20 protein-coding genes are annotated in these 21,598 nt (G+C 64.7%); 4 read left to right on the forward strand and 16 right to left on the reverse strand.

Features of this window, described 5'->3' with window-relative positions:
- Window positions 1-5 precede the first annotated feature (5 nt).
- From NX778_RS07690 to NX778_RS07700, 3 genes are all read right to left on the reverse strand, one after another.
- The gene (locus NX778_RS07690; RefSeq protein ID WP_258811135.1) at window positions 6-1,592 is read right to left on the reverse strand and encodes a ShlB/FhaC/HecB family hemolysin secretion/activation protein; all 1,587 of its coding nucleotides are present in this window, start codon (window positions 1,590-1,592) and stop codon (window positions 6-8) included.
- 190 nt (window positions 1,593-1,782) lie between these two features.
- On the reverse strand, window positions 1,783-4,095 hold the full coding sequence (locus NX778_RS07695; RefSeq protein WP_258811136.1) for a CHASE2 domain-containing protein: 2,313 nt from the start codon (window positions 4,093-4,095) through the stop codon (window positions 1,783-1,785).
- Window positions 4,092-5,711, reverse strand: a complete 1,620-nt coding sequence (locus tag NX778_RS07700) for an HD domain-containing phosphohydrolase (protein WP_258811137.1) — start codon at window positions 5,709-5,711, stop codon at window positions 4,092-4,094. The genes NX778_RS07695 and NX778_RS07700 overlap by 4 nt, the downstream gene beginning before the upstream one ends.
- A gap of 186 nt (window positions 5,712-5,897) precedes the next feature.
- Here NX778_RS07700 and NX778_RS07705 point away from each other — a divergent pair, with 186 nt between their 5' ends.
- From NX778_RS07705 to NX778_RS07715, 3 genes are read left to right on the forward strand one after another with little or no spacing between them, the layout of a single operon-like run.
- Window positions 5,898-6,785 carry an MBL fold metallo-hydrolase gene (locus NX778_RS07705; protein ID WP_258811138.1) on the forward strand — a complete coding sequence of 296 codons (888 nt, stop codon included), beginning with the start codon at window positions 5,898-5,900 and terminating at the stop codon, window positions 6,783-6,785.
- Window positions 6,782-9,124, forward strand: a complete 2,343-nt coding sequence (locus NX778_RS07710) for a GspE/PulE family protein (RefSeq protein WP_258811139.1) — start codon at window positions 6,782-6,784, stop codon at window positions 9,122-9,124. The genes NX778_RS07705 and NX778_RS07710 overlap by 4 nt, the downstream gene beginning before the upstream one ends.
- A gap of 9 nt (window positions 9,125-9,133) precedes the next feature.
- Entirely contained in the window at window positions 9,134-9,652 is a 519-nt protein-coding gene (locus tag NX778_RS07715; RefSeq protein WP_258811140.1) for a contractile injection system tape measure protein, read from the forward strand.
- 70 nt (window positions 9,653-9,722) lie between these two features.
- On the opposite strand, the gene NX778_RS07720 is transcribed toward NX778_RS07715, so the two are convergent.
- From NX778_RS07720 to rpsF, 7 genes are all read right to left on the reverse strand, one after another.
- Entirely contained in the window at window positions 9,723-10,733 is a 1,011-nt protein-coding gene (locus tag NX778_RS07720) for an inorganic phosphate transporter (protein WP_258811141.1), read from the reverse strand.
- Window positions 10,734-10,745: 12 nt separating this feature from the next.
- Window positions 10,746-11,372 carry a DUF47 domain-containing protein gene (locus tag NX778_RS07725; protein ID WP_258811142.1) on the reverse strand — a complete coding sequence of 209 codons (627 nt, stop codon included), beginning with the start codon at window positions 11,370-11,372 and terminating at the stop codon, window positions 10,746-10,748.
- 71 nt (window positions 11,373-11,443) lie between these two features.
- A complete protein-coding gene (locus NX778_RS07730; RefSeq protein WP_258811143.1) occupies window positions 11,444-12,832 on the reverse strand; it encodes a replicative DNA helicase in 1,389 nt (462 codons plus the stop codon).
- 349 nt (window positions 12,833-13,181) lie between these two features.
- The gene (gene rplI, locus NX778_RS07735; protein WP_258811144.1) at window positions 13,182-13,634 is read right to left on the reverse strand and encodes a 50S ribosomal protein L9; all 453 of its coding nucleotides are present in this window, start codon (window positions 13,632-13,634) and stop codon (window positions 13,182-13,184) included.
- Window positions 13,635-13,667: 33 nt separating this feature from the next.
- On the reverse strand, window positions 13,668-13,958 hold the full coding sequence (gene rpsR / locus NX778_RS07740) for a 30S ribosomal protein S18 (protein ID WP_258811145.1): 291 nt from the start codon (window positions 13,956-13,958) through the stop codon (window positions 13,668-13,670).
- 32 nt (window positions 13,959-13,990) lie between these two features.
- Window positions 13,991-14,284, reverse strand: a complete 294-nt coding sequence (gene priB / locus NX778_RS07745; RefSeq protein ID WP_258811146.1) for a primosomal replication protein N — start codon at window positions 14,282-14,284, stop codon at window positions 13,991-13,993.
- Window positions 14,285-14,311: 27 nt separating this feature from the next.
- Complete coding sequence (rpsF, locus tag NX778_RS07750; RefSeq protein ID WP_258811147.1) at window positions 14,312-14,698, reverse strand: 30S ribosomal protein S6; 387 nt, start codon at window positions 14,696-14,698, stop codon at window positions 14,312-14,314.
- A gap of 223 nt (window positions 14,699-14,921) precedes the next feature.
- Here rpsF and lexA point away from each other — a divergent pair, with 223 nt between their 5' ends.
- Complete coding sequence (gene lexA, locus NX778_RS07755; RefSeq protein ID WP_258811148.1) at window positions 14,922-15,551, forward strand: transcriptional repressor LexA; 630 nt, start codon at window positions 14,922-14,924, stop codon at window positions 15,549-15,551.
- A gap of 169 nt (window positions 15,552-15,720) precedes the next feature.
- Here the strand turns inward: lexA and NX778_RS07760 are convergent, their stop codons facing one another.
- The 6 genes from NX778_RS07760 to NX778_RS07785 form a co-directional block, all read right to left on the reverse strand.
- Entirely contained in the window at window positions 15,721-16,488 is a 768-nt protein-coding gene (locus NX778_RS07760; protein WP_258811149.1) for a tetratricopeptide repeat protein, read from the reverse strand.
- 136 nt (window positions 16,489-16,624) lie between these two features.
- Window positions 16,625-17,404: a tetratricopeptide repeat protein gene (locus NX778_RS07765; protein WP_258811150.1), complete on the reverse strand. Its 780-nt coding sequence runs from the start codon at window positions 17,402-17,404 to the stop codon at window positions 16,625-16,627.
- A 23-nt stretch (window positions 17,405-17,427) separates the two neighbouring features.
- The gene (locus NX778_RS07770) at window positions 17,428-18,216 is read right to left on the reverse strand and encodes a sel1 repeat family protein (RefSeq protein WP_258811151.1); all 789 of its coding nucleotides are present in this window, start codon (window positions 18,214-18,216) and stop codon (window positions 17,428-17,430) included.
- A gap of 63 nt (window positions 18,217-18,279) precedes the next feature.
- Window positions 18,280-19,533, reverse strand: a complete 1,254-nt coding sequence (locus tag NX778_RS07775) for a cystathionine gamma-synthase family protein (RefSeq protein ID WP_258811152.1) — start codon at window positions 19,531-19,533, stop codon at window positions 18,280-18,282.
- A 5-nt stretch (window positions 19,534-19,538) separates the two neighbouring features.
- Complete coding sequence (gene purF / locus NX778_RS07780) at window positions 19,539-21,062, reverse strand: amidophosphoribosyltransferase (protein WP_258811153.1); 1,524 nt, start codon at window positions 21,060-21,062, stop codon at window positions 19,539-19,541.
- A 29-nt stretch (window positions 21,063-21,091) separates the two neighbouring features.
- The gene (locus NX778_RS07785) at window positions 21,092-21,580 is read right to left on the reverse strand and encodes a CvpA family protein (RefSeq protein ID WP_258811154.1); all 489 of its coding nucleotides are present in this window, start codon (window positions 21,578-21,580) and stop codon (window positions 21,092-21,094) included.
- Window positions 21,581-21,598: the final 18 nt, after the last annotated feature.

Consider the following 21,598-nt stretch of genomic DNA (forward strand, 5'->3'; position numbering starts at 1 on the left):
GTCCTTCAGTAGGCCAGGCCCAGGCGGAAGTGAAGCTTGTTCTTGCTGGTCGGCGTGATCGCGCCGGTGCGCACCGCGTGGCCGTAATCGAGCTGCATGCTGACCGCGCTGCCGAGGGCAAAGCGCAGGCCGACGCCCACGCTGGCAATCACGGTCTTGTCCAGTTCTCCCGGCAGGATGTGGTTGCGCTTGCCGAAAGCGGTGTCGTAGAAGCCGAGCAGGCGGCACGAAGTGTCCGCCCTCTGGCACAGGTCAGGCGTGTACAGCTCGTAGTTCAGGACCACGCCGGAATCGGTCGACAGGTCGCGCTCGCCGAAGCCGCGCACCGTGGTGCTGCCGCCGGCGCCGAACTGCTCGCCGGGGACCAGCGCATCGCCAGTCAGCTGGCCGTTCGCCACCAGGCGCGCCTGCCAGTCGCCGCTGAGCGCCGCGCCGATCGTGCCGCCGAAGCGCAGCGCGCGAAAGGACGCGGCCGCGCCCGCGCGCGCCGCCGCGAAATCGGCGCTGCCGCCGCGCGAGCCGCCCGGCACGTTCTGCACGAACGAGACCGAGAAGCCCGATTCGCCGCCCGGCTGCGGCAGCGTGCCGACGTAGGTCACGCTGAGCGGATGGGTGGTCACGTTGTTGCCGAAATCGAGGCCGTTGAACACCACGCTGTTGCGGAAGGCCTTGTAGTCAAGGCCCCAGCTCAGGCGCGATTCGTACTCGCCGCGGCGCGCCAGGATGTTGTTGTAGCGCGCGCCGTACATCGCGCCCTTGCCGCTCACCGCCACGCTGAACAGGCCGGCATTGACGGTGCCCGAATCGACGTTCGAATAGCTGGCGAACAGGTCGATCGAGTCGCCCGCGCCGTACAGGGGGATGTGGTAGCCCGCGCCCCACACCGCAACCTTGCTGGGATGTTCCGCGGTGGTGGTGTACTGCAGGCTGGCCACGTGGTCCAGCCCGAACAGGTTGGCGTTCTGGAGCACCGCGCCGACGTGGGTCTTGCCGGTGGCGTCGGTGCCGGTGTTGTCGACGTTGGCCATCACCTTCCACGGCGACTCGTCGGTGACTTCCACCTTGGCGTCGACCTCCTCGTCGGCGGCGCCTTCCGACAGCGACAGCTTGACCTTCTTGGCCGGGTTCTCGTTGGCCAGCTTCAGGTTGGCCGACACCTGCTTCAGGTTGGGCGTGCGGCCCGGCTGCAGCGTCGGCAGGCTGGCGCGGATATTCGCTTCCGAGAACGCCTGGTTGCCGCTGACGATCACCTTGCCGATCCGCGTCTGCACCACGCGCAGGCGCACCACGCCGCCATTGAGCTCCTGCTCCGGCAGCTGCACCGTCACCACGTTGTAGCCACGCTGGTGGTACAGCTCTTCCAGCGCCTCCAGCGCGCGCTGGACGTCGCCGAAGTCGCGGCCACGGCCCGCGAACGGGGCCACCGTGCGCTCGACGTCCGCGGACGGCAGCAGCGTGTTGCCGTCCACCTCGAAGCGGGTGATATCGAAGCGGATCGCCTCGCCGGCCTGCGGATCGTCCGCGGCCCACGCCATACTCACCGCCGCTGCCAGCATCGAACCCGCAAGCAGGCGTGCTAAACGTCGTTTCATAGTCTTGGCTCTACGTCTTTTTGTTGTTGATATCCTGGCCGCGCGCCACCGTCCGGCGCGGGATAGAAAAATGGAAACTTGAGTAAGTTTATCGGCATTTTTCTTGCCAGTGAGAAAATAATGACCAACATCAAGTAACTTCCCCCACTTGTGAGGGGGAAGCCGGCAATGTTGTTGTAAGCAGAAGACGCTACTTGGTCTCGAAACTGATCACGCCGTCCCAGCCGGCACCCGGCGGATGCTGGCGGTAGCGGTCGATCCGCGCCAGGTACAGGGCGTACAGGCCACGGTCGGGATGGGCGGCCCGCAGTGCGGCGATACGGCCTTGCGCCGCGTCCCAGTCCTGCGCGCGCACCAGCGCCAGCGCTTCGTCCCAGGCGGCGATTTCGGCGCGTTCGGCCGGCCCCACTTCGGCGGCCGGGCCGACCGGCTCGAAGATCGCGACCGGCTCGTTCTTGCCCTTCACGCGCACCAGGTCCAGTTCACGGTAGACGAAATCGGGCGCGGCCCGGCGGGTGGCCTCGCCCACGCAGATGCCCACGCCATAGACCTTGGTGATGCCCTCCAGCCTCGAGCCCAGGTTCACCGCATCGCCCATCACGGTGTAGGCGCGGCGGATGGCCGATCCCATGTCGCCGACGTGCATCGGGCCGGAATTGAGGCCGATGCCGATCTTCAGTTCCGGCCAGCCGCGCTTGACGAAGTCGCGGTTCAGGCGCGCCGCGCTTTGCTGCATCAGCAGCGAGGTCGCCACCGCGCGGCTGGCGTGGTCGGGGAAGGCGACCGGGGCGCCCCAGAATGCCATCACCGCGTCGCCGATGTACTTATCGAGGGTGCCCTGGTGGCTGGAGCGGATGTCCTCGGACATCGCCGTCAGGTAGAGGTTGATGTACTCGCGCAGCTCCTTCGGGCTCAGGCCCTCGGAGATCGTGGTGAAGCCGCGCACGTCGACGAACATCACGGTCAGCTCGCGGCTCTCGCCTTCCATATTGTAGGCCTCGGGATTCTCGGCCATCTGCGCGACCAGCTCCGGCGCCACGTATTCGCCGAAGCGCGACACCAGCGCCCGGCCCTTGCGGAACTCGGCGAAGTAGCCCCAGGCGAGGTTCATCAGGAACAGCACCGCCACCAGCAGCAGGCAGGGGAATACGTCGAGCACGAGGTCGCGCTGGCTGTACATGGCGTAGTTGAAGCCAAGGCTGCCCGCCAGCGCGGCGCCGGCCAGCAGCACCTGGTAGACCGGCGCCAGCACGGCCAGCGCCACGGCCAGCGCCACGCCGACGACGGCGATCTGCTCGGCCTCCGTAAGGAAGCCGTCGATGGGCCGCCGCTTGAAGTGCCCGTCGAGGATGGACTTGATCAGGTTGGCGTGCGCCTCCACGCCGGGATACTGGGGGTTCACCGGCGTGGCGCGCAGGTCCTGCAAGCCGGGCGCGGTGGTCCCGACCAGCACGATGGCGTTGCGCAGCACCGATGCCGGCGCCGCACCGGACAGCACGTCGCTGGCCGACACGTAGCGGAACGCCTCGCCGGCCGGGCCGCCGCTGCCGCGGTACTGGATGATGGTGGTGAGGGCGCTGCCCATCGGGACCTCCGAAGCGCCGCTTTCGCCGAACAGGACCACGGCTTCGACCTCATCGTCCTTGACGTTGGGGGTGATCGCTTCCGCCTTTTTGTAGGCGGCCACGGTGGCGAGCGACAGCGCGGGATAGTAGCCCTCGCCGATCCGGTACAGCAGCGGCGCCGAACGCACGACGCCATCGGAATCCGGTTCGACAGTGAAGAACCCGGCGCCGGCGGCGGCATCCTGCAGCCGGGCGACGTTCGCCTCGTAACCTTTGGACCGGTAGGAGGTGACGTCGGCGCCGTTCAGGTCGGCCAGCGTGAAGGCGGGCGCGGGCAGCTTGCCCTTCTGCTGGTCGGCGGCGACGTTATAGCCCAGCACCACGGGATGGCCGCGCATCGCCTGCGCGAACAGGCCGTCGTAATCGAGCGCGCCTTTGAGTTCGCCCAGCCTGGCGCGCAAGGCCGGGTCCTGCTCGCCCAGTTTTTCGAGCACCGCATAGCCCGAGCTGTTGTCCGGCTCAGGGAAGGAGATATCGAAGCCCACTGCGCCGGCGTGGTAGTGGTCGGTGAGCTGGCTGACCAGCCGGGCCAGGATGTTGCGGCTCCAAGGGAAGCGGCCGATCCTGGTCAGGCTCTTGCTGTCGATGTCGACGATGACGATGCGCGGATCGAGCACCGGCGGTTCGAGGCGCATGCGCAGGTCGGACAGCACGGTGTCCTGGCGTTCGATGAAGGAGCTGGACCAGAAGCCGAGTGGATAAAGCGCGGCGACGATGGTCAGCGCGAGGCCAAGCGCCCAGCGCAGCCCATATTTTTTCCCCCATTCCGAAAACCGTCGTCCCGGCGAAGGCCGGGACCCATGCCGAGTGTGCGGCAACGCGGCCTGTCTATGGGTCCCGGCCTCCGCCGGGACGACGGTTTTCAGGATGGTAGTCATGGCACGTAGCCGGGAATCCTGGACTCGTCGATCTCATCGATCTGGTTCTCATCCATATGCTCTCGCGCGTACTCCAGGTACACCTTGCGCCGGATGAAAACGTCGAACAGGTCCGGATCGATATGCCCGTTGACCGCGAAGTTGCCGAGTATGCGCAGCGACTCCGACAGCGGCTTGCCCTTCTTGTACGGCCGGTCGCGCGCGGTCAGCGCCTCGAAGATGTCGGCGATCGCCATCACCCGCGCCTGTACCGGCATCTGCTCGCGCGTCAGCCCGCGCGGGTAGCCCTTGCCATCCATGCGCTCGTGGTGGCCGCCCGCGTAGTCGGGCACGTTCTTCAGGTGCTTCGGCCACGGCAGCGACTCCAGCATGCGGATCGTCACCACGATGTGGTTGTTGATGATCGTGCGCTCTTCCTCGGTCAGGGTACCGAAGCGCACCGTCAGGTTGGCCACTTCGTCCGCTCCCAGCAGCTCGCGGTCCACACCGTCCGGCCCGGTCCAGCGGTAGCGCGCGATCGCGCGCACGCGCTCCTGGTCGGCCGCCGACATGCCCTCCCCGCCCACGTTGGCGCGGCGCAGGAAGTCGCGATCGTCGCGCAGCCGCGCCAGTTCCTCCGCCAGCCGCGCGTCGATGGCGGCGCCGCCTGCGTCCCCTTCACACTTCGCGCGCAGGGCCCGGATCTCGGCGTCGCGCATCAGCACCTCGAAGCGCGTGTCGACCAGCTCGATGCGGTCGAAGATGGTTTCCAGCTTGGTCGCCTTGTCCACCACGTGCACCGGCGTGACCAGCTTGCCGCAGTCGTGCAGCAGCCCGGACAGCCACAACTCCTTGCGGTCGGACTCGCTCATGCGGAATCCGGCCATCGGCCCGGCGTCCGTGTCGTGCACCGCCTCGGCCAGCATCATGGTCAGGCGCGGCACGGCCTGGCAGTGGCGCCCGGTGTAAGGGCTCTTTTCGTCGATGCAGATGTTGATCAGGCTGACCAACGACTCGAACAGCCGCTCAAGCTGGACGATCAGCTGCTGGTTGGTCAGCGCCACCGCGGCCTGCGCCGCCAGCGCCTCGATGAAGCGCTGGTCGGTGGCCGAGAACGGCCGGATCGCGCCGCTCGCGGGATCGAGCGCGTTGATCAGCTGGAGCACGCCGACCAGCTCGCCCTCGTGGTTCGTCATCGGCACCGTCAGGAAGGACTGCGAGTGGTAGCCGAACTGCGCATCGAAGCTGCGCATGCCCGAAAAGTTGAACAGGCTGGTCTCGTACACGTCCTCGATATTCACCGAGGTGCGCGTGTTGGCCGCGTACGCCGCTACCGAAGCCAGGTTCGGCTGGCCATCCGGATCGAACAGCGGCACCGGCCCGATGTCGATCGGGCGCCCACTGGCCCCACCCTGGTAGATGTCGAGCGATTCGTTGACCGTGATGTGGAAGCACAGGCTGCGGCCGTCGGCGCTCGGCCGGTACAGGGTGCCGCCGTCGGCGTCGGTCATGCTGCGCGCGGCCTGCAGGATGCGGTCGAGCAGCTCGCCGGTGTCGAGGCCATTCCCAAGCGCGACGCTGAGCTCGGTAAGCAGGTGCAGGCGCTGCGCCAGTTGCGCGGGAGTCGGCTCGAACATGGTCAGGGTTGAAAGAACATTGCTTTAATGTAATTTCTGCAGTGTAGCCGCCTTGATAAAAAAACGCACTATTTTTTGCCGCAGAGCCAAGCAAACCAGCTATCATCGCGCTGCTGTGACCGGCCGGAGCTGCCGGACGCCGCGATAAAAACGAACCATACTGTTTTCAGCCCAGGGGACGACTGAATGAGATTCCGTTTCTGGGGAGTGCGGGGCTCGATCCCCTCCCCCGGTCCGCGTACCGTGCGCTACGGCGGCAACACGACATGCATCGAGGTCAACACGGACGGCGGCGCGCTCATCATCCTCGATGGCGGCACCGGCCTGTTCGCGCTGGCCCAGCACCTGCTGCCACGCCTGCCGCTGAAGGCCAACATCTTCATCACCCACAGCCACTGGGACCACATCCACGGGCTGCCCTTCTTCACGCCGCTGTTCGTCAAGGGCTGCGAAGTACGCCTGCACGGCGCGCACGATCCGGTCACCGGCCACGGCATCGAACATGTGATGGGCGTGCAGCTGCAGAACAGCTACTTCCCGGTCAGCGAGACCCAGCTCTCGGCCACCCTCGACTACCGCACGCTGTCCCCGGGCGTGGCCATCAAGGTGGCCGATGCCGTGGTCGACAACGTCGTCATGAACCATCCCGTCATCAATCTGGGCTACCGCATCACCTGCGGCGGCAAGTCGCTGTTCTTCACCGGCGACCATGAGCCCTTCTTCCACAACCCGCACGCGGCGGGCAGCGAGGAGCATCGCCAGTTCGAGGCCGCGGCCGCCGAGCGCTCGCGCGACATCGATGCCGCCATGCAGGGCGTGGACGCGCTGGTGGTCGACTGTTCGTACACGGTCGACGAATACCCGGCCCATCAGGGCTGGGGCCACGGCACTTTCGACGCCGCGATCGCGATGGCGATGCGCACCGGCGCCCGGACCCTGTACTGCACCCACCACGAGCCGACCCGCGGCGACGACGAGCTGGAAGCCGTGTTCGCGGCCGCACTCGCGCGCAACCCGCTGCCGCCGGGCCTGCGCGTGGTCCTCGCTTACGAAGGATTGGAGGTGGAGCTATGAACGCGCCCGTCGCCACCATGCAGGAGGCCGATACCGACCAGCGCCTGGTCTTCCTGCGCAAGCTGCAGGAGGTCACCACCCGCATCCACGCCACCGGCAACCTCGACGAGATCATGCTCGACCTCGGGCGCGACTTCTGCGACCTGTTCAGCTGCGACCGCTTCACGCTGTACGCGGTGACGCCGGAGCGCGACCACATCGTCTCCAAGGTCAAGACCGGGCTGTCCTCGTTCCGCGACCTGCGCCTGCCGATTTCGTCGAGCTCGATCGCCGGTTACGTCGGCCAGTCGCTCAAGACCATCAACATCGCCGACGTCTACGACGACGCGGAGCTCAAGCGCATCTCGCCCGAGCTGCAGTTCCAGCGCGGCGTCGACCAGCGCACCGGCTACCGCACGCGCGAGATGCTGGTGGCACCGCTGGTCGGCCAGCCTTCCGGCGAGTTGCTGGGCGTGGTCCAGTTCATCAACCACCTGGGCAGCGGCCCGTTCCCGCCGCTGGCGACCGAAGGCCTGAAGCAGCTGTGCGAGACGCTGTCGGTCGCGCTCAACCAGCGCATGAAGCCGCAGAGGGTGCGCAGCAAATACGACGCGCTGGTGCTCGATTCCGTGCTGTCGGCCGCCGAGCTGGAACAGGCCACCCGCGTCGCGCGCGACCACGACCGCGACATCGAGGATGTGCTGGTGACGGACTACCACGTCAAGCAGGCCGCCATCGGCCACTCGCTGTCCAAGTTTTTCATGGTGCCGTACGAGCCCTTCCGCGCCGACCGCGTCAAGCCGGTCGACCTGCTGCGCAACCTGAAGGCGCAGTACGTCGAGGAGAACCAGTGGCTGCCGCTGGAAGACGGCAAGGACGGCCTGGTGGTGATGGCCCTCGATCCCGGCGCCAGCCGCATCGTCAGCCAGATCTTCCCGCGCTCCAAAGCCAGCATGCGCGTCACCACCCGCGCCGAGTTCGTCCAGACCATGGAGCAGTTCTTCGGCGCCGGCCTCGGTGACGGCAGCTCGGTCGGCGAACTGCTGTCGGGGCTTGAGGACGATGACGTCGAAGGCGAGGCCGCGGACGTGTCGGAGGCGGTCGAGAACGAGCTGGTCAAGCTGCTCAACAAGGTGATCATGGACGCCCACCGCCAGGGCGTGTCGGACATCCACATCGAGCCGCTGCCGGGCAAGGGCAAGACCGGCATCCGCTTCCGCAAGGACGGCTCGCTGGTGCCCTATATCGAGATCCCGGCCAGCTACCGCAGCGCGCTGGTGGCGCGCGTGAAGATCATGTGCGACCTCGACATCTCCGAGCGCCGCAAGCCGCAGGACGGCAAGATCAAGTTCAAGAAGTACGGCCCGCTCGACATCGAACTGCGCGTCGCGACCATCCCGTCGGCCGGCGGGGTCGAGGATGTGGTCATGCGCATCCTCGCGGCCGGCGAGCCGATCCCGCTCGACAAGCTGGGCGTCCTGCCCTACAACCTGGAGCGGCTGAAGGCGACGATCGAAAAACCGTATGGCCTGTTTTTCGTGTGCGGGCCGACCGGCTCGGGCAAGACCACCACGCTGCATTCGATCCTGAATTACCTGAACACGCCGGAGACCAAGATCTGGACCGCCGAGGACCCGGTCGAGATCACGCAGAAGGGCCTGCGCCAGGTGCAGGTGAACCGCAAGGCGGGCCTCGATTTCGCGACCGTGATGCGGGCCTTCCTGCGCGCGGACCCGGACATCATCATGGTCGGTGAGATGCGCGACAAGGAGACCGTCAGCACCGGCATCGAAGCCTCGCTGACCGGCCACCTGGTGTTCGCGACGCTGCACACCAACAGCGCGCCGGAATCGATCGTGCGCCTGCTGGACATGGGCATGGACCCGTTCAACTTCGCCGACGCCCTGCTCGGCATCTTGGCGCAGCGCCTGGCCAAGCGCCTGTGCGCGTCGTGCAAGCAGTCCTACCATCCGGACGACGAGGAAGTGAAGCTGCTGCTGGCGGAATTCTGCGAGGAGCTCAGGGCCACCGAGGCCTTCAAGGCCGACCCGCAGGCGGCGCGCGCGCGGGTATTGGCTGAATGGAAGGAGCGCTATGCGGACGGCGACGGCAAGTTCACGCTGTACCGCGCGGTCGGCTGCCCGGAGTGCAACAAGGGCTACCGCGGCCGCATCGGCCTGCACGAGCTGATGATCGGCACCGAGCGCGTGAAAAAGCTGCTGGTCGAGCACTCGCGCGTGGCCGCCCTGCTCGGCGCGGCGCTCGAAGACGGCATGCTGACCTTGAAGATGGACGGCATCGAGAAGGTGCTCGGCGGCTTCACCGACATCAAGATGGTGCGGCAGGTCTGCATCAAATAAGGAGGCTCCATGGGCTGGAATCTGGAAGGCGTCGTCGTCGACAACGCAGGACTGGTCTTGCTGCAGGGCTGGTATCCGATGCTGTTCGATCGCCTGGGCCTGGTTGAAAGCCACGGCTTCGCCAGCGACGCCGCGCGGTGGCGCGCAGTGCATGCCCTCCAGTTCGTGGCCAGCGGCCGGGAGGACGCTCCGGAATTTGCGCTGCCCCTGAACAAAGTCCTGTGCGGCCTGGCACTGGACGCGGAGCCGGAAGATACCGGGCCGATGTCGGAGCACGACAGGACACTATGCAAGGACATGATCACCGCCGCCGCGGACCGTTGGCCGGCCATCAGGAACTCCTCTGTGGACGGCTTCCGCGGCAACTGGCTGGCGCGGCCCGGAGTTTTGGGTGAAATGGACGGCCGATGGAAATTGACGGTGGAGCGACGCGCCTACGACATCCTGATAGGCGTCTCGCCCTTCACTTTCTCGATCGTCCGGTATCCATGGATGGCCAGGCCCCTTGATGTGACGTGGCCATACTGACCCGACATGCGAGGGGTAGCGATAAAAAACCGGGCGCGCAGCCCGGTTTTTTTCATTCAAGCCAATCGGCTTACAGCACGTGCTTGCCGATCCACCACGCGATCGCCGCCATGAAGGCCGACGCCGGGATGGTGAAGATCCACGCCCACACGATATTGCCGGCCACGCCCCAGCGCACCGCCGACGCGCGCTGCGCCGAGCCGACGCCGACGATGGCGCCGGTGATGGTGTGGGTGGTCGACACCGGCGCGCCCATCGCGCTGGCGATGAACAGCGTGATCGCGCCGCCCGCCTCCGCGCAGAAGCCGCCCACCGGCTTGAGCTTGGTGATCTTCTGGCCCATGGTCTTGACGATGCGCCAGCCGCCGAACATGGTGCCGAAGCTCATCGCCAGGTAGCAGCAAATCGCGACCCAGGCCGGAGGCGCCGTCGCGGTGGCAGCGGTGGAACCGGCCGCGATCAGCAGCATCCAGATGATGCCGATGGTCTTCTGCGCGTCGTTGCCGCCGTGGCCAAGGCTGTAGGCCGCGGCCGAGAACAGCTGCAGGCGGCGGAACCAGTTGTCCACCTTGCGCGGCGGCGTTCGCACGAAAATCCAGGACACGATCAGCATCACGATCGACCCGAGCACGAAGCCGAGCAGCGGCGACAGCACGATGAACTCGACCGTCTTCTGCAGGCCGTCACCCTTGAGCGCGCCGGTGCCGCCCTTGGCGACCGCGGCGCCCACCAGGCCGCCGATCAGCGCATGCGAGGACGACGACGGAATGCCGTAGTACCAGGTGATGACGTTCCAGACGATCGCCCCGACCAGCGCTCCGAAGATCACGTAGTGGTCCACCAGCGCCGGATCGATCGTGTTCTTGCCGACCGTGGACGCGACGTGCAGGCCGACCGTGAAGTAGGCGACGAAGTTGAAGGCCGCCGACATCAGCACCGCGGTCTGCGGGCGCAGCACGCCGGTCGAGACCACCGTCGCGATCGCGTTGGCGGCATCGTGGAAGCCGTTCATGAAGTCGAAGATGAGCGCGAGGCCGATCAGCAGACCGAGCACCCACAGACTGATTTGGAGGGTGTGCATAGATCCTTCCGCTTACGCGTTTTCGACGATGATGCCTTCGATGATGTTGGCAACATCCTCGCAGCGGTCGGTCACGGTTTCCAGGATCTCGTAGATCGCCTTCATCTTGATCAGGTTGCGCACGTCCGGCTCGTCGCGGAACAACTTGGACATGGCGGCGCGCATCACGTGGTCGGCGTCCGACTCCAGGCGGTCGATCTCTTCGCAGATGGCGACGATCTTGGGCGCGTTGTCCATATTGTTCAGCATATTCACCGCCGCTTGCACCTTCTCGCAGCAGGCCAGGCACAGCTCGGCCAGGCGCTTGGCTTCCGGCGTCACAGCGTGCAGGTCGTACAGCGAGATGGTCTGGGCCGCGTCTTCCATCATGTCGAGGATGTCGTCCATGCGGGTGATCAGCTTGTGGATGTCGTCGCGGTCGATCGGGGTGATGAAGGTCTTGTGCAGCAGGTCCACGCAAGCGTAGGTGATCTTGTCCGCCTGCTTCTCGACGCTTTCGACCGCGTGGGTGCGGTTTTCGAGGTCGTCGAAGTTGGTCATCAGGCCAACCATCTCCTGCGCACCCTTCACGCACAAGGCGGCGTGCTGGTTGAACAGGTCAAAGAACTTGCCCTCACTGGGCATCAGGCGTCCAAACATCGTTTTTCTCCGTTGGTGAATCTCTTGGGACTTCGAACCCCCGGGACTGGCCGCGAAGGTCTGGTATCGGCTTAGTCGCCCTGGTAGATGGCGAGGTTGCCGCTGTAATTGCCGAACTTGGTGTACATGCCCATCCATGTCAGGCGCACCGCGCCGATCGGGCCGTTACGCTGCTTGCCGATGATGATCTCGGCCGTTCCCTTATCCGGCGAGTCCGGGTTGTAGACCTCGTCGCGATACAGGAAGATGATGACGTCCGCGTCCTGCTCGATAGCGCCGGATTCGCGCAGGTCGGACATGACGGGACGCTTGTTGGGACGCTGTTCCAGCGAGCGGTTCAGCTGCGACAGCGCGATCACCGGGCAGCCCAGCTCTTTGGCCAGGCCCTTCAGGCTACGCGAGATCTCCGAAATCTCGGAGGCGCGGTTGTCGCCCGGCTTACTGCCCTGCATCAGCTGCAGGTAGTCGACGATGATCAGGCCCAGCTTGCCGCATTGGCGGGCCAGGCGGCGCGAGCGGGCGCGCATTTCGATCGGGTTCAGTGCCGGCGTCTCGTCGATGAAGATCTGGCACTCGTTCATTTTCTGGATCGCGTGCGTCAGGCGCGGCCAGTCTTCGTCGTTCAGTTTGCCGGTACGCAGGCGGTGCTGGTCGAGCTGGCCGATCGAGCCGAGCATACGCATGGCCAGCTGGGCGCCGCCCATCTCCATCGAGAAGATCGCCACCGGCAGGCCGGCTTCGACCGCCACGCTCTCGCCGATGTTGACCGAGAACGCGGTCTTGCCCATCGACGGACGGCCGGCCACGATGACCAGGTCGCCCGGCTGCAGGCCGGAGGTCATGCGGTCGAGGTCGATGAAGCCGGTGGGCACGCCGGTGATCTCGCCCTGGTTCTCGCGCGAATACAGCTCGTCGATGCGCTCGACCACCTGGGTCAGCAGCGGCTGCACCGGGATCCAGCCCTGGGCGCCACGGGCGCCCTGTTCTGCGATCGCGAAGATGCGCGACTCGGCTTCGTCGAGGATCTGCTTGACCTCGGCGCCCTGCGGGTTGAAGGCTTTCGCCGAGACCTCGTCGGCCACGGTGATCAGCTGGCGCAGCACGCCGCGGTCGCGGATGATCTCGGCGTAGCGGCGGATGTTGGCGGCAGACGGCGTGTTCTGCGCCATCGCGTTCAGGTATTGGAGGCCGCCCACTTCCTCGGCCTTGCCGAGCTGGACCAGCGCTTCGTACACGGTGATCACGTCGGCCGGTTTGCCGGAGTTGATCAGGCGGACCATCTGTTCGAAGATGATCCGGTGGTCGTAGCGGTAGAAGTCTTCCGCATGCATGAAGTCGGCAATGCGGTCCCACGCAGCGTTATCGCGCAGCAAGCCGCCGATGACGGATTGTTCTGCTTCGATGGAGTGCGGCGGGACGCGGATCGCTTCGATTTGCGGGTCGGATGCGGGGGCGTTCATGGTGGCGGCATTATACCCGCTTCGGCTCGCCGCCTGAACGTGGGGTACATTTTTTTCAGCAATAAAATTGCTGAAAACAACAGGAACTTTGGAGAAGACACTCTAAGTTGCCGCGAACGTTTAGCGCATCGCTAAACTCCCCAGCACCAATATTGTCGTTCCCGGCACTGCCGGAAACGACTTCCCGCGCAAGCGGGAATCCCATTCTCCAGGCGCTGCCGTGCTGCACGCAAAATGCCCCCCCCTTTCGCGGGGATGACGTCCTCTCTTATTGACGCAAAATGGTAACGCGCCAAAAAACAAAAAGCCGGGCGAACCCGGCTTTTTGCTTGAAGCGTGAAGCTAAGACTTAGGCAGCTTCGCCCACCACCGAGATGGTGATCTCGGCGACGACGTCGGTGTGCAGGGCGACTGCAACCGGGTGCTCGCCGGTGGTCTTCAGCGGGCCGGTCGGCAGGCGCACGGCAGCTTTCTCGACCGGGAAACCTTGCTTGCTCAGGGCTTCGGCGATGTCGAAGTTGGTGACCGAACCGAACAGGCGGCCGTCCACGCCGGCTTTCTGGGCGATGGTGACGGTCATGCCGTTCAGCTTCTCGCCTTGTGCCTGGGCAGCTGCCAGCTTTTCAGCGGCGGCTTTTTCCAGTTCAGCGCGACGGGTTTCGAACTCGGCCACTGCGGACTCGGTCGCGCGGCGTGCCATCTTTTGCGGGATCAGGAAGTTACGTGCGTAACCGTCCTTGACCTTGACCACGTCGCCCAGGTTGCCGACGTTAACAACTTTTTCCAACAGAATGACTTGCATATTTTTCTCCAGGATTATCTAGTCGACGACCGATCAGGCGTGGTGCAGGTCGGTGTACGGCAGCAGGGCCAGGTAACGGGCGCGCTTGATCGCGGTGTCCACTTGGCGCTGGTAGTGCGCCTTGGTGCCGGTCAGGCGTGCCGGCATGATCTTGCCGTTTTCCTGGATGAAGTCCTTCAGGGTGTCGACATCCTTGTAATCCACTTGCTCAACGCCAGCGGCGGTGAAGCGGCAGAACTTCTTGCGCTTGAACAGCGGGTTCTGCTGTTTGCGCTTCATCTTTTCTTTAGCTTTGTTTTTGTCGAACTTTTTACCGAATGCCATTTTGAGGCTCCTGTATCTAAAATGTGCCGGCCTTAGGCCGCTGCACTGAAATCAATGATGTGAAACACCAAGGCTTTGCTGTTGCGGTTCTTCCGCGCCAGGAATCCAGTGAATTGCAGCGATGCGCCCAGTTCCGCCCTGCTGAACCGGCCCGAGATCTCGCCCGCGGCCAGCGCGGGGACTTCGAACTCGACCTTCCTCATTCCGCCCGCTTCGGCCTGCTCCGATGCGTGCGCCAGGATGGCTGACACGATCGGCACGCCGGCCGGGGTGTAGCGCAGTATGTCGCGCTCGAGGATGGTGCCGGTGAGCTGTAACTGGTTCACTGCCCTTCGTCGGTTTCCTTGACCGGATTACTGCGCTGCGGCGGCCGGCGCGGCGGCAGCTTGCTCGCGGTGGCTCTTGGCGGCGTCTTCGCGCTGGACCGATTTCATCATCGGCGACGGTGCGGTTTCGGCCTTCTTCATTTGAACGGTCAGGTGACGCAGCACGGCATCATTGAACTTGAATGCGGTTTCCAGCTCGACCAGGGTGTCATTGTCGCACTCGATGTTCAGGCAGATGTAGTGTGCCTTCGGCAGCTTCTGGATCGGGTAGGCCATCTGGCGGCGGCCCCAGTCCTCGACGCGATGGATGTTACCGCCGCGGCTGGTCACCGTGGCCTTGTAACGCTCGATCATCGCCGGAACTTGCTCGCTCTGGTCCGGGTGGACGATAAAAACGATTTCATAATGACGCATGAAACACTCCTTATGGACGTTTAAACAAAAGCCCACCTCGGCGTCAGGACGAGTGTGGGAAGGGGTAAGCCGGCGATTATAGCCTGAAAACGCCGCCGAGGTCTACATCCGGTTTTCTGGGGCAGCCGAGCAAGAATATTTGAGGAATATTCCATTTTCCCCTTGCGAAAGCATGAATACTGTATAAAAATCCAGTTTGTTTATACAACCCGGCCGCACACCCATGCTCAAGCTCACCGCAAGGCAAGAACAGATCCTGAACCTGATCCGCGAGGCGATCGAAAACACCGGCTTCCCGCCGACCCGCGCCGAGATCGCAGCCGAACTGGGCTTCAAGTCGGCCAACGCCGCCGAAGAGCACCTGCAGGCGCTGGCGCGCAAGGGCGCGATCGAGATTTCGCCCGGCACCTCGCGCGGCATCCGCCTGGTCGGCGTGCCGGAGTCAAGCCCGGTGCCGCCGGCGGTGATGATGATGTCGCTGCCGCTGGTCGGCCGCGTGGCTGCCGGTTCGCCGATCCTGGCGCAGGAGCACGTCGAAACCACCTACAGCGTCGACCCCGCCATGTTCTCGTCCAAGCCGGATTACCTGCTCAAGGTGCGCGGCTGGTCGATGCGCGATGCCGGCATCAACGACGGCGACCTGCTGGCGGTGAAGAAGGTGGATGCGGCCAAGAACGGCCAGATCGTGGTCGCGCGCCTGGGCGACGACGTCACCGTCAAGCGCTACCGCAAGAGCGGCGAGCTGATCGAGCTGCTGCCGGAGAACCCGGACTTCAAGATCATCCGTGTCACGCCGGAAGACGGGTTCGCGCTGGAAGGACTGGCCGTGGGGCTGATGCGGACGTTTAACTAAGAGATTTCGTCATTCCCGGCACTGCCGGAAATGACTTCCCGCGCACGCGGGAACCCCATTTTTGCAAGTACGCCACTTAGTTAAGCGAAGTGGTCTGCGGGGGAAATGGGATTCCCGCCTTCGCGGGAATGGCGATTCAAAGGGAAGCGGTCAAGCCGAAGGCGCGCGATCAGTTCTTGCTCACGCCACCGTAATTATTCTTGCGCGCGTCGATATCGCGCTGGCGCTCTTCCGACGGCGCCTGCTTCACCAGCTTGTTGTGTTCGGTGACCCAGGCTTCGGTCGCATCGCGCCACGCGCCGAAGTCGGCCAGCACCAGCCGCGACGACACTTTCAGGTCTTCGGAGACATTGTCCTGCACCTGCTTCAGATGCGCGGCCGCAGCCTCGGTCTCCTGCTTGTTCATCAGCTTGGCGATATCGGCCGGAATCAGCTTGGTCAGTGGCGACACCTGGTTCAGGTGCTCGACCGCATGGTTGTAGCAATCCTGCCACTCCTTCATCTTGGCGCCGATGCGGTCGATCTCCACGTTCTCCTTCGACATCGAGGGGAAGCGCGGCTCCTTGCAGCGGTATTCGCCCGAGCGCAGCTCGGAACCGTCGTATTTGCTGACCCAGTAATCGATGTCGGCGCGCCGCACGCCACGCTGCTTGATCATCTCCAGCGAAGCGATCGCCACCTTGTTGCCCTTGGCCGCCGCCTTCTGGAACCAGGCCTGGGCCTTGGCCTCGTCGACCTCGCCGGCCTCGCCATACCAGTACAGCTCACCCAGGTGCTGCTGCGCCTCGACATTGCCGGCATTGGCCAGCTTGCTGTACTTGGCCAGCGCTTCCGGATAGGCCTTCTTGGCGAACAGGGCGTTGGCGTCGGCCAGCTCGTCGGCCAGGGCCGAACCGCACAACAGCAGGGACAGGCAGATCAGGACAGTCTTCTTCACGATGCTTACGGAAATGGTCAACGATCTGGCGATGATAACCGGATTGCCGCGCCAAGCTCAACCGACAGCCCGCCGCGGGCATGCAAAAAAAAGAAAAGCCGCCCGGTAAAGGCGGCCTTCGTCAATACCCGGGGCCTCACTTGCCGCCGGGCGCCATCTTGATCGTCGGCGCCACCACCTGGCGGCTATAGTTCTGCTGCATGATCTCCTCGTCGCGCACAACGCGTTCCGCCTCGATGTTCTTCTGGCGCATGTACGTCATGGTCTCGTTATGCCAGCTGTCGTAGGCCGCCAGCGTCTTGTCGGCGCCAGCCTTGGAACTGGCGGCAACCCGGCTGTAGACCTGGTCCAGGTGCGTACGCGCCTGGTTCATCTCCTGGTCCGTCATCAGGTCCGCGATTTCGACAGGAATGCGCTTCCCGGCCGGCATGGCGTCGTCCAGGTTGCGGACGAAACCGTTGTAGCAGTTCCTCCACTCGCTCATCGCCTTGCTGTTGGCCAGCACCTCGCCACGCGTGATCGATTTCGCAGGGAACTCCGGCGCCTTGCAGGCATACTGGCCGGCGGTCAGGTCGCTGCCATCGTACTTCGTGGTCCAGTACTCGATGTCGGACAGGTGCTTGCCGCGCGCGGCGGTCATGCCCAGCGCGACCTTCGCGTCCGCGTTGCCGCTCGCCGCGGCCTTGGCGAACAGCGCGTCGCCGCGGGCGCGGTCGACCGGCACGCCTTCGCCGTACCAGTAGACCTGGCCCAGCCGCAGCTGGGCATTGGTGTTGCCACCATCAGACAATTTGGTGAGCAGCGCTATCCCTTGCGCGTACGATTTGGCGTCGATCAGTTTATTTGCATCTTCAAGCTCATCTGCGGCGGCCGCCGTGCACACGGCCAACAGCAGACAGCAAACGAAATGGCGCATGAGTCCCCCTCCGGTGTGTTCGTTTATTTGCGCATCGACGCCGGCAGGATCGAGTACAGGCCCTTCTGCTCGCCGTAGATCCGCTGTTCGGTTTCAATTTGCTGCTTGGACGCCTTCTGGCTCGCCGCGACCTTGTCGTTATGTTCCTTGGCGTAGGCGGCGGTCGCCTTTTCCCAGCTGTCGTAGCGGGCGATGACGGTCTTGGCGCTGGCGCCGGCCTTGCTGGCGGCGGCTCCGGTGGACTTGGCGATGTGGGCCATCGCATCGTCCTGCTCGGCCTCGCTCATCAGCGCGAACAGGTCGGCGGGAATGCGCTTGGCGGGAGCGAGCGGCCCTTGCAGGTCGGCCACGAAGCCGTTGTAGCAGGCCGACCAGGCCTTGTAGCCCTCGGTGGTGGCCTTGATCTCGGCATTGGTCTTGGACAGCTCGCCGATCGCAGGCTCGGCGCAGGCGTATTTCCCGGAGGTCAGGTCGGCGCCGTCGTAGGCGGCCCACTTGCCGATCTCGGCGGCGTGCGCCTCGCGCCGGCTGGACAGGCTCAGCGCATCCTTCGCTTCGGCGTTGCCGGCGGCGGCGGCCTCGGCGAACAGCTTGTCGGCCTTGGCGCGGTCCGCCGGCAGGCCTTTGCCATACCAATACATCTGGCCCAGGCGCAACTTGGCCTCCGGATTGCCGGTATTGGCCAGCATCTGGAACACAGGGAAGGCTTCGCCGTAGGAACCCTTGGCGAGCAGCTGGTTGGCTTCGGACAGCACGTCGGCGGCGGCGCTGCCGCTGACGGTCAAGAACAATACGAAGAGAAATCGTTTCATGATGCCCCCGGAAAGTTAAACCGGAGACATCATTACATGGAAACGAGTGTTACTCAATAGTCACTACAATTTGCTGACAAAATTTAGCGCATCCCCAAAGTCGGCCAGCAAATCTTCGGTATCCTCGATGCCCACCGAGACCCGGACCAGCGATTCGGCGATGCCCATGCTGGCGCGGCGCTCGGGGCCCATCTCGAAGAAGATGGTGTGCGCGACCGGAATCACCAGGGTGCGCGTGTCGCCCAGGTTGGAGGCCGGGATGGCCAGCTTGAGCTCATTGAGGTAGTCGAAGCAGTCGATGCCGTCCTTCAGTTCGAAACTGAACAGCGAGCCCGGCGCGCGGAACAGTTCTGTGGCCAAGGCGTGCTGCGGGTGCGACACCAGACCCGGGTAATGGACCTTGGCCACGCGCGGATCGGCCTCCAGCATGCTGGCCAGCGCCAGCGCGTTGGCGCAGGTACGCTCCATGCGCAGCGCCAGCGTCTCGGCGCCGACCGCGATGTGGTGCGCCGCTTCCGGGCCGAGCGTGGCGCCGAAATCGCGCAGCGCCTTGGCACGCACCTGGGCCATGCCCTGCGCGCTTGGTGCCAGCTTGCGGAAGTTCGGAGCGATGTTCGGATAGGCCGCCCAGTCGAACAGGCCGGTGTCGGTCAGCGCGCCGCCCAGCGCGATGCCGTGGCCGCCGATCGATTTGGTCAGCGCATTGACCACCAAGCCGGCGCCGACCTTCTTCGGACGGAACAGGTAAGGCGTGGTCATCGTGTTATCGACCACGTACAGGATCCCGTGCTTGCGGCACAAGTCGCCGATGCGCGCCAGGTCGGCGACCTGGGTACGCGGATTGGCGATGGTCTCGACGAACACCATGCGGGTGTTGGGCTTGAGCGCTTGCTCGACATTGGCGACGTCGGTGGCGTCCACAAAAGCCACGTCCACGCCCTGCCCCGCCGTCGTGTTCCACAGGCTGTTGGTGTTCCCGAACAGGAAGGACGAGGACACCACGTGGTCGCCGGCCTTGAGCAGCGCCTGGAACAGCGCGCCGATCGCGCCCATGCCGGTGGCGAAGCAGATCGTCGCCACGCCGTCTTCCATCTTGCTAACCTTGTCCTCGAGCGCGGACACGGTCGGATTGCCCTGGCGGCCGTAGCGGAAGCCGGGCTCCTTGCCCTGGAAGACCGAGGCCAGCTGGCGCGCATCCTCGTAGCCGAAGGTGACCGAGGTGTGCACCGGCTTGTGCAGCGAACCATGCTCGATCGGCTTGCGGCGGTCGTTGTGCAGGACCGTCGTGGTGAAACCGTAGTTCTTGTTATCGCTCATGATGCTTACTCGGCTGCCACCGGCGGGTTCAGGTTGAGCTGGGTGCGCACCGCGTCCTCGGCCGGGGCGGCCTTCGGGTTGTGGCGTGCGGTCTCGAGCTGGTCGAGGTAGGCCGGGGTGACGTCGCCGGTGATGTAGACGCCGTCGAAGCACGAGGCCTCGAAGCTTTGCAGCGCCGGGTTGACGTCCGAGATCGAGCGCTTGAGCGCGTCCAGGTCCTGGTACACCAGGTGGTCGGCGGTGATCTCCTTGCACACTTCATCCACCGTGCGGCCGTAGGCGATCAGCTCGTCGCGGGTCGGCATGTCGATGCCGTACACGTTGGGGAACACCACCGGCGGCGCGGCCGAGGCGAAGAACACCTTGCGCGCGCCGGCTTCGCGCGCCATCTGCACGATCTCGCGGCTGGTGGTGCCGCGCACGATCGAGTCGTCCACCAGCAGCACGTTCTTGTCCTTGAATTCGGACGGGATCGCGTTCAGCTTCTGGCGCACCGACTTCTTGCGCATGCCCTGGCCCGGCATGATGAAGGTGCGGCCGATGTAGCGGTTCTTGATGAACCCTTCGCGGTACTCGACGCCGAGCTTGAGCGCGAGCTGGATCGCGGCCGGGCGCGAGGAATCCGGGATCGGCATCACGACGTCGATCTGCTCGAGCGGGATCTCCTTGCGGATCTTGTCGGCCAGGTATTCGCCCATGCGCAGGCGGGTCGCGTAGACCGAGGCGCCGTCAATCACCGAGTCCGGGCGCGCCAGGTACACGTATTCGAACACGCAGGGATTCAGCGAGGGGTTGTCGGCGCACTGGCGCTCGTGCAGCTTGCCTTCGGTGTCGATGAAGATCGCTTCGCCCGGCGCGATGTCGCGCACGAAGCGGAATCCCAGGCCCTCCAGTGCCACGGATTCGCTGGCCACCAGGTATTCGGTGCCGCCTTCCGATTCCGAAATGCCCAGGCACAGCGGGCGGATGCCGTAAGGGTCGCGGAAGGCCAGCAGGCCGTGACCGGCGATCTGGGCCACCACCGCGTAGGCGCCGCGGGCGCGGCGGTGCACCATCGCGACCGCCTTGAACACGGCGTCCACGTCGAGCGTGTGGCCGAAGGCTGCTTCCTGCAGCTCGTGCGCCAGCACGTTGAGCAGCACTTCGGAGTCGGAATTGGTGTTGATGTGGCGGCGGTCCTTGCGGAACATCTCTTCCTTCAGTTCCGCCTGGTTGGTCAGGTTGCCGTTGTGCGCCAGCGTGATGCCGAACGGCGCGTTGACGTAGAACGGCTGGGCTTCTTCCTCGCTGGACGAACCGGCGGTCGGATAACGGCAGTGCCCGATGCCCGAATTGCCTTGCAGGGAACGCATATTACGGGTGCGGAACACGTCGCGCACCAGGCCGTTGGCCTTGTACATGGAGAAAGTATTGCTCTGGTCCGTTGCGATGCCGGCGGCATCCTGGCCGCGGTGCTGCAACAGCAGCAATGCGTCATATAACAACTGGTTGACGGGGGAATGCGAAACGACGCCGACAATGCCACACATGGTGCGCTCCTAAAAACGAAGGCTGATTTTCAAAACTGTACATGCTGCGCGAGGGCAGCAGGAAGGAAAGGCTTGACGGTGCGCGCCCCGGTTTCCGCCATCGGCGAAAGCAGCGCGTTCTTCCAGAAAGCCTGTTGCGGAATGGAAGTCATCCCACACAATATGACGCCGGCCAGCACGATTACAATACCGCGCGCCAGGCCGAACAGGCCGCCGAGGCCGCGGTCGGCCAGCGACAGGCCGCTCGCCGTGACCAGCGCGCCGATCGCCAGCGCCAGCAGGCCCATCAAGATTCGTACGCCGATGAACAGCGCGATGAAGGCCACGATCAGGCGCGCCACCGCGCCCGGTATCATGTCCGGCAACATCGGCGCCAGCTTGGCGCCATAGGCATTGGCGACCACGAAGGCGACGATCCAGCCCAGCAGGGACAATATCTCTTTCACAAGGCCGCGCAGGGTGCTGATGATCACGGACGACACCAGCACGAACAACACCACATAGTCGAAAATCGTCACGCCGTGCCAATCAGTACA

Origin of the sequence: Massilia terrae, assembly GCF_024753145.1 — a bacterium.
GTDB lineage: Bacteria > Pseudomonadota > Gammaproteobacteria > Burkholderiales > Burkholderiaceae_D > Telluria > Telluria terrae.